Origin of the sequence: Streptomyces sp. NPDC015661 (assembly GCF_043077765.1) — a bacterium.
Classification (GTDB): Bacteria; Actinomycetota; Actinomycetes; order Streptomycetales; family Streptomycetaceae; genus Streptomyces.
Window position 1 is genome coordinate 253,777 of record NZ_JBIBST010000005.1, and the last position, 14,088, is coordinate 267,864.

The following is a 14,088-nucleotide window of genomic DNA, read 5'->3' on the forward strand; positions in this document are numbered from 1 at the left end:
CCGCAGTACTTCCGCCCGGACCCGCAAGCGCGCTCGCGCCTGCGGGTCCGGGTGCGTCGGCCCCCGAAAACCCGTAGTCCCGGCACCGAAGAGAGAACCGCCGCACCTCATGGTCACCCCCGAGCTGATCTCCCCGCGTTCCCCGCGCGTCGTCGCCGCCCGGCGGCTCGCCAAGCGCAACTTCCGGGGCAAGGACCGCCTCTTCATCGCCGAAGGCCCCCAGGCCGTCCGCGAGGCCGTCGAGCACCGCGGCAGCGGCGGGGAGCCGACCCTCGTCGAGCTGTTCACCACCGTCGAGGCCGCCGAGCGCTACACCGCGATCGTCGACGCCGCCCGCGCCGCCGGCGCCCGCGTCCACCACGCCTCCGACGCCGTCCTCGCCGAGGTCTCCCAGACCGTCACCCCGCAGGGCCTCGTCGGCGTCTGCCGGTTCCTCGACTCGCCGTTCGAGGAGATCATCGCCGCCAGGCCCAAGCTGGTCGCCGTCCTCGCGCACGTCCGCGACCCCGGGAACGCCGGCACCGTGCTGCGCTGCGCCGACGCGGCCGGCGCCGACGCCGTCGTCCTCACCGACGCCTCCGTCGACCTCTACAACCCCAAGTCCGTCCGCGCCTCCGTCGGCTCCCTCTTCCACCTGCCGGTGGCCGTCGGCGTCCCCGTCGAGCAGGCCGTCGCCGGACTGAAGGGCGCGGGCGTACGGATCCTCGCCGCCGACGGGGCCGGCCAGGACGACCTCGACGACGAGCTCGACGCCGGCACCATGGGCGGGCCCACCGCCTGGATCTTCGGCAACGAGGCCTGGGGGCTGCCCGAGGAGACCCGGGCGCTCGCCGACGCCGTCGTCCGCGTCCCGATCCACGGCAAGGCCGAGAGCCTCAACCTCGCCACCGCCGCCGCGGTCTGCCTGTACGCCTCCGCCCGCGCCCAGCGCCCCCGAACCTCCGCCTGAGGGGTCCATTCCGCCCTCCACGCCCAGTAGAGTGACGCACTCGGGGGCCCACTGCGCTACACGGAGGGGTGGGGAACGGGGATGACGGTCGGCACGGACAGTCCCGCACAGGCACGGAGTGCTGCGCCGCACGCCCCGAAGTCGCCCGCCTCCGCGGCGGACGGCTTCGCCGGACTCGATCCCGACGACCTGCCCGACGGTCTCGTCGTCGCCGACGAGACCGGCCGCGTCGTCTGCTTCAACGCCGCCGCCGGCCGCATCACCGCCGTCCCCGCTGACCGGGCCCTCGGCCTCCCCCTCGACGAGGCGCTGCCCCTGGAGGACCTCAAGGGACGCCGCTGGTGGGCCCTGACCGATCCGTACGGCGGCCTCTCCATCCGCCGCGGCCAGCCCGAGCGCAACCTGCTGCTCCCCGGCGGCCGCGAGGTCCTCGTCTCCGCCCGGTACGTCCGCGAGCACCCCACGGGACCCGTCCGCCGGGTCGTGGTCTCCCTGCGCGGCACCGAGGCGCGCCGCCGCACCGAGCGCAGCCACGCCGAGCTCATCGCCACCGTCGCCCACGAGCTGCGCTCCCCGCTCACCTCCGTGAAGGGGTTCACCGCCACCCTCCTCGACAAGTGGGAGCGGTTCAACGACGAGCAGAAGCGGCTCATGCTGGAGACCGTCGACGCCGACGCGGGCCGCATCAAGCGGCTCATCGCCGAACTCCTCGACATCTCCCGGATCGACTCCGGCCGCCTCGAAGTGCGCCGCCAGCCCGTCGACATCGCCGCCGCCGTCGGCCGGCACATCCAGGTGCACACCACCGGCGGCCAGTCCCCGGACCGTTTCTTCGTACGGATCAGGCCCCGGCTGCCCGCGCTCTGGGCCGACCCCGACAAGATCGACCAGATCCTCGGGAACCTCCTCGAAAATGCGGTGCGCCACGGCGAGGGAACCGTCACCATCGAGGTGGCACCCACCACGCTGGGCGACGACGGAGAAGAGGGGACGGAGGTCACCGTGAGCGACGAGGGACCCGGCATCCCCGAAGCGTCGATGAGCCGTGTCTTCACCCGCTTCTGGCGGGGCAGCAAGCGCGGCGGCACCGGCCTCGGCCTCTACATCGTCAAGGGCGTCGTCGAGGCCCACGGCGGCACCATCACCGTCGGACGGGGCCCCCGTGGCGGGGCCGAGTTCCGATTTATCCTGCCCGTCGGCACCCCGGCCCACCTTCTCTGACGTCTCAGCAGTCGAGACCGTACGAGATCCGGAGCCGCGCGGCCTGCCCACGGGCTCATTCGCGTCCCCCGGCCCCGTTAGACTCGTCCTTTGGCACGTTTGCGCCCTTGACGTCGAGCGGGGCCGCCCAGCCAGCCAACGGAAGCACGGGAAGAGATGTCCGCACCCAATAAGTCGTACGACCCGGTTGAGGTCGAGGCACTGAAACCGGAAGAGATCGAGCGCATGCGGGACGAGGCGCTCGCCGCCTTCGCCGCCGCGGGCGACCTCGACGCGCTCGCGCACGCGAAGACGGCGCACACCGGTGGCACCTCGCCGCTGGCGCTCGCCAACCGGGAGATCGGTGCCCTGCCGCCGCAGGCCAAGGCCGCCGCCGGAAAGCTCGTGGGCCAGGCCCGCGGCATCGTCTCCAAGGCGCTCGCCGCCCGGCAGACCGAGCTGGAGGCCGAGCGCGACGCGCGCGTCCTCGTCGAGGAGGCCGTCGACGTCACCCTGCCGTACGACCGCGTCCCGGCCGGTGCCCGCCACCCGCTGACCACGCTCATGGAGCGCGTCGCCGACGTGTTCGTCTCCATGGGGTACGAGGTCGCCGAGGGTCCCGAGGTCGAGGCGGAGTGGTTCAACTTCGACGCCCTCAACTTCGTCCCGGACCACCCGGCGCGCCAGATGCAGGACACCTTCTTCGTCCAGGGAACCACCCCGGAGGGAACGGGTGTCACCACGGGCGACGAGTCCGGCGTCGTGCTCCGTACGCACACCTCGCCGGTCCAGGCCCGCACCCTCATCGACCGGGAGCCCCCGGTCTACGTCGTGTGCCCCGGCCGCGTCTACCGCACCGACGAGCTCGACGCCACGCACACCCCGGTCTTCCACCAGATCGAGCTGCTCGCCGTCGACGAGGGCCTCACCATGGCCGACCTCAAGGGCACCCTCGACCACATGGTCCAGGCGCTCTTCGGCCCGGACATGAAGACCCGGCTGCGGCCGAACTTCTTCCCCTTCACCGAGCCGTCCGCAGAGATGGACATGCTCTGCTACGTCTGCCGCGGCGAGTCCGTCGGCAACCCGGACCGTCCCTGCCGCACCTGCGGCAGCGAGGGCTGGATCGAGCTCGGCGGCTGCGGCATGGTCAACCCGAAGGTGCTCGTCGCCTGCGGTGTGGACCCCGAGAAGTACAGCGGATTCGCCTTCGGGTTCGGCATCGAGCGGATGCTGATGTTCCGCCACAACGTCGAAGACATGCGAGACATGGTCGAGGGTGACGTCCGGTTCACCCGGCCGTTCGGGATGGAGATCTGATGCGGGTCCCGCTTTCTTGGCTGCGGGAGTACGTCGACCTGCCGGCGACGGAGACCGGGCGTGACGTCCAGGCCAAGCTCATTTCGGCAGGCCTCGAGGTCGAGACCGTCGAGCAGCTCGGCGCCGGCCTGACCGGCCCGCTGGTGGTCGGCAAGGTCCTCACCATCGAGGAGCTGACGGACTTCAAGAAGCCCATCCGCTTCTGCACCGTCGACGTCGGCCAGGCCAACGGCACCGGCGAGCCCCAGGAGATCATCTGCGGCGCCCGTAACTTCGCCGAGGGCGACAAGGTCGTCGTGGCCCTGCCCGGCGCCGTGCTGCCCGGAGACTTCCGGATCGCCGAGCGCAAGACGTACGGCCGGGTCTCCCGGGGCATGATCTGCTCCGGCGACGAGCTCGGCATGGGCGACGACGGCACGCACGGCATCATCGTGCTGCCGCCGGAGCACGAGGTCGGCACCGACGCCACGGTCCTCCTGGAGCTCTTCGACGAGGTCCTCGACATCGCCGTCACCCCGGACCGCGGCTACTGCCTCTCGATCCGTGGCGTCGCCCGCGAGACGGCCACCGCCTACGGCCTGCCGCTGCGCGACCCGGCGCTCCTCGACGTGCCCGCGCCCAACTCGTACGGCTACCCGCTCCAGATCGCCGACCCCATCGGCTGCGACCGCTTCACGGCCCGTACGGTCGTCGGCCTCGACCCCGAGGCCCGCAGCCCGATCTGGCTGCAGCGCCGCCTGCAGAAGGTCGGCATGCGCCCGATCTCGCTCGCCGTCGACATCACCAACTACGTGATGATCGAACTCGGCCAGCCGCTGCACGCCTACGACCGCAGCCGCATCGACGGCCCCATCGGGGTCCGCCGTGCCGCCGCCGGCGAGAAGTTCACCACCCTCGACGGCACCGCGCGCGTCCTCGACTCCGGGGACCTGGTCATCACCGACAACCGCGGGCCGATCGGCCTCGCCGGTGTCATGGGCGGCGCCAACACCGAGATCGCCGATCCGGTCACCGACCCGGAGACCGGCATCGTCACCGGCACCACCGAGGTCGTCATCGAGGCCGCGCACTTCGACGCGATCTCGATCGCCCGCACGGCCCGCCGCCACAAGCTGTCCTCCGAGGCGTCCAAGCGCTTCGAGCGCGGCGTCGACCCGCAGGCCGCCGCCGCGGCGGCGCAGCGCACGGTCGACCTGCTCGTGCTCCTCGCGGGCGGCACCGCCGAGGCCGGCGTCACCGAGGTCGCCGCCCCCTCCGCGCCGCACGCCATCACCATGCCGGCGAACCACCCCGACAAGGTCGCGGGCGTCGACTACGGCCGCGAGATCGTCGTCCGCCGCCTCCAGGAGGTCGGCTGCGACGTCTACGGCCAGGACGAGCTCGTCGTCACCGTCCCGTCGTGGCGTCCCGACCTCTACGTGCCGAACGACCTGGCCGAAGAGGTCATCCGCCTGGAGGGCTACGAGAACCTGCCCTCCACGCTGCCGAAGCCCCCGGCCGGCCGCGGGCTCACCGAGCGCCAGCGCACCCACCGCCGGGTGGGCCGCGTCCTGGCCGGCGCCGGCTACGTCGAGGCGCTGAACTACCCGTTCATCGGCGAGCAGGCCCTCGACCACCTCGGTCTCGACGCGGACGACGCCCGTCGCCGCCTCGTGAAGCTGGTCAACCCGCTCTCCGACGAGGAGCCCGCGCTCCGTACGACGCTGCTCCCCGGCCTGCTCGGCGCGCTCCGCCGCAACGACAGCCGCGGCAGCCACGACCTGGCGCTCTTCGAGACCGGTCTGGTGTTCCGGCCCATCGAGGGCCAGCCGGGCGTCGCCGTCCGGCTGCCCGTCGACCGGCGCCCCTCCGACGAGCAGATCGCCTCGGTCAACGCCGCGCTGCCCGAGCAGCCGCGCCGCGCCGCCGTCGTCCTCGCCGGTGCGCGCGAGCAGGCCGGCTGGTGGGGCAAGGGCCGCCCGTCCGACTGGGCGGACGCCATCGAGGCCGGCCGGGCCGTGGCCGCCGAGGCCGGGGTCGAGCTGATCATCAGCGCCGACCAGCACGCGCCCTGGCACCCGGGCCGCTGCGCCGCCTTCCACGTCGAGGTGGACGGCGAGAAGGTCCTCGTCGGTCACGCCGGCGAGCTCCACCCGCGCGTGGTGAAGGCGTTCGGCCTGCCGGCCCGCGCCTGCGCGATGGAGATCGACCTGGACCTCCTGGAGAAGGCGAACGAGGGTCCCGTGAAGGCCCCGGGCATCTCCTCCTTCCCGGTCGCCACCCAGGACGTCGCCCTGGTCGTCGCCTCCGGCGTCCCGGCCGCCGAGGTCGAGGCCGCCCTCGTCGAGGGCGCGGGTGAACTCCTGGAGTCCATCCGGCTGTTCGACGTCTACACCGGCGACCAGCTCGGTGAGGGCAGCAAGTCCCTGGCGTACGCCCTGAAGTTCCGTGCCGCGGACCGCACCCTGACCGTCGACGAGGCCAGCGCGGCCCGTGACGCCGCGGTGGCCCTGGCCGCCGAGCGCACGGGCGCCGTCCTGCGCGGCGCGTAACGCGCACACCCCAGGAGGGGCCGGTCCGGAAGACTCCGGGCCGGCCCCTCCGGCATGATCCGGCCTGACAAGCCCGCGGCCGTGCGGTGCAATGGTCGTGGGAGGCGCGTCATGGACGTGGCTGCGGAACTCGAACGGGCCCGGGACGCCTTCGCCCGCCAGGAGTGGTGGGACGCCTACACCGGGTTCTCGGGCGCCGACGGCGGACAGCCGCTCGGGCCCGACGACCTCGTGCGCTGGGCGACCGCCGCCTACCTGGTCGGATGCGACGCGGAGTGCGTCGCGGCGACCGAGCGGGCCCATCACGCGTATCTGAGCCTCGGCGACACGGCGCGGGCGGTCCGCTGCGCCTTCTGGATGGCCCTGCCGCTCCTCCTGCAGGGCGAGAGAGCGCGGGGCGGCGGCTGGCTCGCCCGGGCCCAGCGGCTGCTCGACGACACCCGGCTCGACTGCGTGGAACAGGGCTATCTGCTGTTCCCCCAGGGCCTGCGGCTCGCGCACAAGGACCACCAGGCGGCGTACGCCGCGTTCAGCGAGGCCGTCGCGATCGGGGAGCGCTTCGCGGACCCGGACCTCGTGGCCCTGGCCCGGCACGGCCAGGGCCGGGCCCTGATCTACGGTGGCGAGACCGCCGCCGGGGTGGCCCTGCTCGACGAGGTCATGGTCGCGGTCAGCGCCGGCGAGGTGTCGCCGCTGGTGACCGGGATGGTCTACTGCAGTGTCATCGAGGCCTGCCAGGAGATCTTCGACCTGCGGCGGGCGCAGGAGTGGACCGCGGCGCTGTCCGACTGGTGCGCCGCCCAGCCGGATCTCGTGCCCTACCGCGGCCAGTGCCTGGTCCACCGCTCCCAGGTGCTGCAGACACGGGGTGCGTGGCCGGACGCGCTGGACGAGGCGCGGCAGGCGTGCGAGCGGCTCTCCGAGCCGCTGAACCGGGCGGCGCTCGGCATGGCCCGCTACCAGCAGGCCGAGCTGCACCGGGTGCGCGGCACCTTCGCCAGGGCCGAGGAGGACTACCGCCGGGCCGGTGAGTGCGGGCACCCCGCCCAGCCCGGACTGGCGCAGCTGTGGCTGGCCCAGGGGCGGGTGGACGAGGCCGTCGCGGCGATCCGGGGCCTCGCGGACGAGACGCCGGACCGGCTGCGCCGGGCGACGGTGCTGGCCGCGTACGTGGAGATCATGCTGGCCGCCGGGGACGTGCCCCGGTCCCGGGCCGCCTCCGACGAGCTGGCGAGGACCGCCGACGACATCGGCGCCCCGCTGCTGCGCGCCGTCGCCGCCCACGCGCGCGGGGCCGTCCTCCTCGCCGAGGGCGATGCCGCGGCGGCGCTGGACGCCCTGCTCGACGCGTGCCGGACCTGGGCGGACCTGGAGGCCCCCTACGACGGGGCGCGCTCCCGCGAGCTGCTCGGCCTGGCCCGGCAGCGGCTGGGGGACACCGGCACGGCCCGGCTGGAGCTGGACTCGGCCCGTCAGGTGTACCGGCGGCTCGGCGCGGCCCCCGACCTGGCCCGGCTCGACGCGCTCACCCGCGAGCGGCCCCGGGAGGACGCCGGGCTCAGCCCCCGCGAGATCGAGGTCCTGCGGCTCGTCGCCACCGGTCGTACCAACCACGCGATCGCCGCCGAGCTGGTCCTCAGCGAGAAGACGGTGGCCCGGCACCTGAGCAACATCTTCGGCAAGCTGGGCCTCTCCTCCCGGTCCGCGGCCACGGCGTACGCCTACGAGCACGACCTGGTCGGGGAGCGGCACGCCGGGTAGGCGGCGGTCCGCCGATGGGCAGAACGACCCATCGCCGTCGCGCCGCACGATTGGGGCGTTCTCCCGAAGCGGGTCCCACCCCCGCGTTCCTAGTGTCGGAACCACGGAACGAACGAGGAGGCCGACGATGAACGCCAACGACGGGACGGAACGCATCGAGACGGTCGTCATCGGAGCCGGTCAGGCGGGACTCGCCACCGGATACCACCTCGCCCGGCGCGGCCGGCCGTTCGTGATCCTGGACGGCGGGGACCGGGTCGGCGACAACTGGCGCTGCCACTGGGACTCGCTGCGCCTGTTCAGCCCGGCGCGGGTCGCCTCGCTGCCCGGGATGCGCTTTCCCGCGCCGCCGGCGTCCTTTCCCACCAAGGACGAGATGGCCGACTTCCTGGAGACGTACGCCGGGACCTTCGGGCTGCCCGTCCGCACCGGGCAGCGCGTCACCCGGGTGGGACGGGAGGACGGCGGATACGTCGTGGAGACGGGCACATCGGCCTATGTGTGCGACCACGTCGTCGTCGCGTCGGGAACGTTCGGCCGGACCCCGTACGTCCCCGGCTTCGCGGCCGGACTCGACCCGCGCGTCAACCAGCTGCACTCCAGCGCCTACAAGAACCCGGCGCAGCTGCGGCCCGGCGGCGTGCTGGTGGTCGGCGCCTCGCACTCCGGCGGGGACATCGCCTACGAGGTGGGCGCGGCGGGCCATCCGGCCGTGCTCAGCGGCACGATCCACGGTGAGATCCCGTTCGACATCGAGGGCGGGCCGGCCCACGCGATCTTCCCGGTGCTCTGGTTCGTGGCACAGCACGTGCTGACGCTCCGGACACCGATCGGCCGCAGGATCCGTCCGGACGTCCGGGCGCACGGCGGGCCGCTGATCCGGGTCAAGCGGGCCGATCTCTCCCGCGTCGGCGTCGAGCTGGCCCCGGAGCGGACCGTCGGTGTGCGCGGCGGCCTCCCGGTCCTCGACGGCGGCCGGGTCCTCGACGTCGCGAACGTCGTCTGGTGCACGGGATTCCGGCAGGACTTCTCCTGGATCGACATCCCGGTCACGGGGGAGGACGGCTGGCCGCTGGAGCGGCGCGGCGTGGTGGACTCGTCGCCGGGGCTGTACTTCGTGGGCCTGGCCTTCCAGTACGCCTTCGCGTCGATGCTCATCGGCGGCGCGGGCCGGGACGCGGAACACGTCGTGAACCACCTGGTGAAGCACCGGGCCGGGGACACCGCGGGCCGCCCGGCCGAGGCGACCGTCTCCGCCCGGCGCTCCTGAGGCGGGCATCGTGGACGCGACGGCACGGCGGCGGGGGCGCCGGCATCTGGCGCGCGCACGACGGTACGGGGCCGAGGGCCGGTACGCCGAGGCCGAGCGCGAGCTGCGCGCGGCCCTCCGGCTGGCCCGCGGCACGGCCGGCCCCTTCTCCGCCGAGGCGGCCGAGGCGGCGTCGGCCCTGGGGATCCTGCTCGAAGCGCTGGGCCGGCCCGCCGAGGCGGAAGAGGCCCTGCGGTTCGCGGTGCACCTCTACGAACGGGCCTACGGTCCCGACGATCCCCGCCTCACTCCGCCGCTGAACGCCCTGGGCGCCATCCGGCAGCGGCGCGGCGACCTGACCGGGGCCGAACGGCTCTACGCGCGGGTCATGGGCATCGCGGCCGGTACGGCGGCCTGACCGGCCCGCGCGCCCGTGCGGGATTCCCGTATCCGTGTACGGGGATCCCGTGTCTGTGCGGGTGGCGCGGTGGTGGCGAGGGGCGGCGCGGGTATGGCGCTCACTCCTTCGGGTGAGAACTCTGGCGGATGTTCCCCCGTGACCGGGACCGTCGACAGAATCGACGCGGCCGCAGGGGCGGGCCTGCGCGCTGTAGGGCCTCAAGGAGGGCCGTGCATGATCCGTACCAGGTCGTTGCTCGCCGAGGGCTCCCGGCTCCGCCGGCCGGCCCCCCTCGTCCTTCCCGTCGCCTGGGGCGGCGTGGCCGTGGCGTGGAAGTTCGGCTGTCCGCTGGCCCGGCAGCCGGGGCTGCCCATGCGGATCGCCACCAGCGTCGTCTTCCTCACCGTCGGCGTCGGTCTGGTCCTCGGCATCCGCCACGGACTCGTCCGGGAACTGGCCCGGGCCCGGGCCGTCGCGGCCGCCACCCAGCGGGTCCTGCTGCGCCCGCCGCCGGCCCGTCTCGACGGCCTCGCGCTGGCCGCCGGGCAGCTGTCCGCCTCCCGGGGAGCCTCCGTCGGAGGGGACCTGTACGAGGCGGTGGCCACCCCGTACGGGGTGCGGATCGTCATCGGGGACGTCCGGGGCCACGGGCTCGCCGCGCTGGGCGCGGTCGTCGCGGTGCTCGGCAGCTTCCGCGAGGCCGCCCACGACGAAGCCGAACTCGCGGGTGTGCTGCGGCGGTTGGAGCGGGCGCTGGAGCGCCATCTGCGGGAGCGGGCGCGGGACGAGCATCCGGCGCGGGCCGGAGCGGAGCCCGAGCATCCGGTGGCCGAGGAGTTCGTCACCCTGCTGCTGGTGGAGGTCCGCTCCGACGGGCGCCTGGCCGTCCTCAACTGCGGTCACCCCGGCCCGTACCGCCTCGGACAGCGGGTGGAGCGGCTCCCGGTCGGGGACCCGCTGCCCCCGCTCGGGGTGCTGCCGCTGCCCGCCGGAATCGCCCCGTACACGGCGGCCCGGCTCCTGCCCGGCGAGACGCTGGTCCTGCACACCGACGGCGCGGAGGAGGCCCGCGACCACCGGGGCCGGTTCTTCGCGCTCGACGCCGCGCTCGCCGGGGTGCCCGGAGAGGCGCCCGCCGCCCTGGTCCACCGGGTCCACGCGGCGCTGCTGCACCACACGGGCGGCCGGCTCGCCGACGACATCGCGCTCCTCGTCGTACGCAACGACCGTGTCCGGGTGCCGGCGCAGCCCGCCGAACCCGGGCTGCGCCGCCCCCGGCCCGCCCCCTCCTCCCACTGTTGAGCGGAGGGGGCCGGGACCGGCGTCGCCCGCCCCGCCACGGAGTGTCGGGCAGATCAGCGGGGCGGGCGACGCGGACCGGGCGGCCGCACTGTACGAGGGGGAGCCGGCGGCCCGGTCGTCGCCTTGCGGCGAGAAGCACAGTCAACCGGGGCCGGGACGAGCGTGGCAGAGTACGCGGACCGGGAGAACGGGTACTTCGTTCACACCCCGTGCGAAATCGGCCACCGCTACGCTGAGTTCACCGTGCGGGCGGAGCGGCCTCACGAACGAGCGGAGCGGCCATGCGAGCGACCGGAGCGGCCATGCAGCCCAACACCCTGCTCGACGCCCTGCTCGACGAAGCGGGCGTCTCGAACGCCGGCCTGGCCGCCCATGTGAACCGGGCGGGCCGGGCCAGGGGTCTCGCCCTGCGGTACGAACACACCGCCGTGGCCCGCTGGTTGAAGGGCCAGCGGCCGCGCGGCCAGGTGCCGGACCTGATCTGCGAGGTGCTGGCCGCCCGGCTGCACCGGCAGGTGACCCTGGACGACATCGGCCTCGGGGTGCCGGGCGGCCCGCCGCCGGCGGCCGGTTCGCCGCTGTCCGGCTTCGTGGAACGGGCGGCCGCCCTGTGGCGCTCCGACGAGCAGCAGCGGCCGCACATAGTCGCCGCCCCCGCCGTCACCGGCACTCCGGCGGTGATGCCGGTGTGGGAGTGGGAGAACCCGCCGGAGGACGTGGACGTCTCCCGCACGGGCCGGACGACGGTCTCGGCGGCCGACATCACGGTCCTGAGCGCCGCCCGCTCGCACTACGAGCAGATGTACCGCAGGGCCGGCGGCATCGCGACCCGGGCCCGGATCGTCGGCTTCCTCAACACCGAGACGGCGCCGCTGCTCCGGGGTGCGTACAGCGACGCGCTCGGCCGGCGGCTGCACCGGGCCACCGGCGGGCTCGTCGCGGTGGCCGGGATCTGCGCGTACGACGCGGACGCGCACGGGCTGGCCCAGCGCTACTTCCACCAGGCGCTGCGGCTCGCGAAGGCGAGCGGGGACCGGGGGCTGGGCGCGTATGTGATCGCCCTCCTCGTCAACCAGTCGCTGTTCATGGGGGAGTACCGGCAGGCGGTGGCGTTCGCGGAGGCGGCGCTGCGGGCGGCCGGGCGGCAGATCACCCCGGCGCTCGCCGCCGATCTGACGGCGATGCAGGCGAAGGCGTACGCGCATCTGGGCGACGGGGCGGCCGCGTTGGCCTGCATCCGGCGGGCCGAGACGGCGGCGGAGCGGATCAGCCCGGGGGAGGAGCCGGTGGAGACCGGGTACGTCCAGCCGGGGTTCGTCAATGTGCAGGTGGCGGAGGCCCTCCTCGGTCTGGGTGAACTCGACGCCGCCCACGAGCACGCGTCGGCGGCGGTCGGGATGCCCTCGCACGACCGGGGCCGGGTGCACCGGCTCGCCATGCTGTGCCAGATCGAGCTGCGACAGGGGGAGGCCGACGGGGCGGCGCGCACGGCGGTGGAGATGACGGAGCGGGCACGGGGGATGGAGTCGCGGCGGCTGCGGGACCGTCTCACGCAGGTGCGGGGGCATCTCCTCGCGAGCGGCGGCGGGGACGCCCGGGAGGCGGCCGCTCTGATCGAAGGGGCGCTACGCGTTCCCCTGTGAGCCGTCAACTGCTGCGATATTGCCACCAAACAAGCACCGACCGATCGGAAGGTGGCAAGAACGTGCAGTGGACGAAACTGAGCGAACGCTCCGTCTATGAGAATCGCTGGTTCCGAGTGAACCTCGCGGACGTCGAACTCCCGGACGGCCGCCACCTCGACCACTATCTGATCCGGCTCCGCCCGGTCGCCGTCGCGACAGCCGTCAACGAGGCCGACGAAGTCCTGATGCTCTGGCGCCACCGTTTCATCACCGACAGCTGGGGCTGGGAGCTGGCCGCCGGCGTCGTCGAGGACGGCGAGGACGTCGAGGCCGCCGCCGCCCGCGAGATGGAGGAGGAGACCGGCTGGCGGCCGGGGCCGCTGCGCCATCTCCTCACCGTCGAACCGTCGAACGGCCTGACGGACGCCCGCCACCACCTCTACTGGGCGGAACGGGCCACGTACACGGGGCCGCCGGAGGACGCGTTCGAGTCCTCACGGCGGGCCTGGATCCCGCTGAAACAGATCCCCGACATGATCGCCCGGGGCGAGATCCCGGCCGCCAACATGGCTGCCGGACTGCTGATGCTCCACCATCTGCGCCTCGGCTGAGACGGGGGGAGCCAAGTGCCGGACGGCCCGTACCTGTGCGGGTGTACGGGCCGTCCGGCCGGAGTGACGGCGTCAGGGGTCGGACGCCGGACTCCGGGTCTGGGGGGCCTGGGGTCAGCTGTACGGGTAGAAGCCCGAGCCCGTCTTCCGGCCCAGCCGGCCCGCGTCCACCATGCGCTGGAGCAGCGGGGGAGCGGCGTACAGCGGCTCCTTGAACTCGGAGTACATCGAGTCGGCGATCGACGCGATGGTGTCCAGGCCGATCAGGTCGGAGAGCTTCAGCGGGCCCATCGGGTGGGCGCAGCCGAACTCCATGCCGTTGTCGATGTCCTCGCGGCTCGCGATGCCCGACTCGAACATCCGGATCGCCGAGAGCAGGTACGGCACGAGCAGCGCGTTGACCACGAAGCCGGAGCGGTCCTGGGCGCGGATCGCGTGCTTGCCGAGCACCTTCTCCGCGAAGGCCTGGGCCCGGCTGATCGTGCCCTCGGAGGTGGTGAGGGCCGGGATCAGCTCGACGAGCTTCTGCACCGGGGCCGGGTTGAAGAAGTGGATGCCGATGACCTGGTCGGGGCGGGAGGTCGCCACCGCCAGCTTCACCAGCGGGATGGAGGAGGTGTTCGAGGCCAGGATCGCGTCCGGCCGGGTGATCACCTGGTCGAGGACCTGGAAGATCTCGGTCTTGACCTGCTCGTTCTCCACGACCGCCTCGATGACGAGGTCGCGGTCGGCGAACTCGCCCAGGTCGGTGGTGAAGCTGAGACGGGCGAGCGTGGCGTCCCGCTCCTCCTCGCTGATCTTGCCGCGTTCGGCGGCCTTGTTCAGCGAGTTGTAGAGCCGCGTGCGGCCGATCTCCAGCGCCTCGCCGGTGGTCTCGGCCACCTTCACGTCAAGGCCGCTCCGGGCACACACCTCTGCGATGCCCGCGCCCATCTGGCCGCAGCCCACCACTCCGACGCGCTCAATGTCGGCCATGGAGTCCGTCACCTCGTGCCTTTCGCTCTTCTCCGGCGGCGGGGGGCCCGTGTGATTCCGGGTGCGTCCGCCTCTACCCCCACGACGTTACCGCTCATTAACCGATGATCGATCGTCCGGGGCGGGCATGCTGTCCGGGTGCGTGTGACGTATCCGACAGAGGAG

11 protein-coding genes are annotated in these 14,088 nt (G+C 73.6%); 10 read left to right on the forward strand and 1 reads right to left on the reverse strand.

All coding sequences use genetic code 11. The features are described from left to right. Positions 1–109 precede the first annotated feature (109 nt). The 10 genes from ACF07V_RS15745 (at position 110) to ACF07V_RS15790 (ending at position 12,948) form a co-directional block, all read left to right on the forward strand. On the forward strand, positions 110–949 hold the full coding sequence (locus ACF07V_RS15745) for a TrmH family RNA methyltransferase (RefSeq protein ID WP_392154543.1): 840 nt from the start codon (positions 110–112) through the stop codon (positions 947–949). An 81-nt stretch (positions 950–1,030) separates the two neighbouring features. Continuing rightward, on the forward strand, positions 1,031–2,170 hold the full coding sequence (locus ACF07V_RS15750) for an ATP-binding protein (RefSeq protein ID WP_392154544.1): 1,140 nt from the start codon (positions 1,031–1,033) through the stop codon (positions 2,168–2,170). Between the two features lie 156 nt (positions 2,171–2,326). Next, entirely contained in the window at positions 2,327–3,469 is a 1,143-nt protein-coding gene (gene pheS / locus ACF07V_RS15755; protein WP_362647006.1) for a phenylalanine--tRNA ligase subunit alpha, read from the forward strand. Further along, positions 3,469–6,000, forward strand: coding sequence for a phenylalanine--tRNA ligase subunit beta (gene pheT / locus ACF07V_RS15760; RefSeq protein ID WP_392154545.1), 2,532 nt, complete (start codon positions 3,469–3,471; stop codon positions 5,998–6,000). Before pheS ends, pheT begins: the two co-directional genes overlap by 1 nt. Before the next feature lie 111 nt (positions 6,001–6,111). Next, positions 6,112–7,761 (forward strand): LuxR C-terminal-related transcriptional regulator, encoded by a 1,650-nt coding sequence (locus tag ACF07V_RS15765; protein ID WP_392154546.1) that lies wholly within the window; start codon positions 6,112–6,114, stop codon positions 7,759–7,761. Between the two features lie 127 nt (positions 7,762–7,888). Beyond that, positions 7,889–9,031 carry a flavin-containing monooxygenase gene (locus tag ACF07V_RS15770; RefSeq protein ID WP_392154548.1) on the forward strand — a complete coding sequence of 381 codons (1,143 nt, stop codon included), beginning with the start codon at positions 7,889–7,891 and terminating at the stop codon, positions 9,029–9,031. Positions 9,032–9,041: 10 nt separating this feature from the next. Continuing rightward, entirely contained in the window at positions 9,042–9,428 is a 387-nt protein-coding gene (locus tag ACF07V_RS15775; protein WP_392154550.1) for a tetratricopeptide repeat protein, read from the forward strand. 216 nt (positions 9,429–9,644) lie between these two features. Then, positions 9,645–10,712, forward strand: a complete 1,068-nt coding sequence (locus tag ACF07V_RS15780; RefSeq protein ID WP_392154551.1) for a PP2C family protein-serine/threonine phosphatase — start codon at positions 9,645–9,647, stop codon at positions 10,710–10,712. A gap of 302 nt (positions 10,713–11,014) precedes the next feature. Beyond that, positions 11,015–12,355, forward strand: a complete 1,341-nt coding sequence (locus ACF07V_RS15785) for a transcriptional regulator (protein ID WP_392154919.1) — start codon at positions 11,015–11,017, stop codon at positions 12,353–12,355. Between the two features lie 62 nt (positions 12,356–12,417). Further along, positions 12,418–12,948 carry an NUDIX hydrolase gene (locus ACF07V_RS15790; protein ID WP_369143242.1) on the forward strand — a complete coding sequence of 177 codons (531 nt, stop codon included), beginning with the start codon at positions 12,418–12,420 and terminating at the stop codon, positions 12,946–12,948. Between the two features lie 114 nt (positions 12,949–13,062). Here the strand turns inward: ACF07V_RS15790 and ACF07V_RS15795 are convergent, their stop codons facing one another. Then, positions 13,063–13,923, reverse strand: coding sequence for a 3-hydroxybutyryl-CoA dehydrogenase (locus ACF07V_RS15795; protein ID WP_392154553.1), 861 nt, complete (start codon positions 13,921–13,923; stop codon positions 13,063–13,065). Between the last annotated feature and the right edge of the window lie 165 nt (positions 13,924–14,088).

Bases quoted from the DNA above. Each gene is read 5' to 3' on its own strand.
- ACF07V_RS15745 (WP_392154543.1), top strand. From the start codon at position 110: ATGGTCACCCCCGAGCTGATCTCCCCGCGTTCCCCGCGCGTCGTCGCC.
- ACF07V_RS15750 (WP_392154544.1), top strand. From the start codon at position 1,031: ATGACGGTCGGCACGGACAGTCCCGCACAGGCACGGAGTGCTGCGCCG.
- ACF07V_RS15785 (WP_392154919.1), top strand. From the start codon at position 11,015: ATGCAGCCCAACACCCTGCTCGACGCCCTGCTCGACGAAGCGGGCGTC.
- ACF07V_RS15780 (WP_392154551.1), top strand. From the start codon at position 9,645: ATGATCCGTACCAGGTCGTTGCTCGCCGAGGGCTCCCGGCTCCGCCGG.
- pheT (WP_392154545.1), top strand. From the start codon at position 3,469: ATGCGGGTCCCGCTTTCTTGGCTGCGGGAGTACGTCGACCTGCCGGCG.
- ACF07V_RS15795 (WP_392154553.1), bottom strand. From the start codon at position 13,923: ATGGCCGACATTGAGCGCGTCGGAGTGGTGGGCTGCGGCCAGATGGGC.
- ACF07V_RS15765 (WP_392154546.1), top strand. From the start codon at position 6,112: ATGGACGTGGCTGCGGAACTCGAACGGGCCCGGGACGCCTTCGCCCGC.
- ACF07V_RS15770 (WP_392154548.1), top strand. From the start codon at position 7,889: ATGAACGCCAACGACGGGACGGAACGCATCGAGACGGTCGTCATCGGA.
- pheS (WP_362647006.1), top strand. From the start codon at position 2,327: ATGTCCGCACCCAATAAGTCGTACGACCCGGTTGAGGTCGAGGCACTG.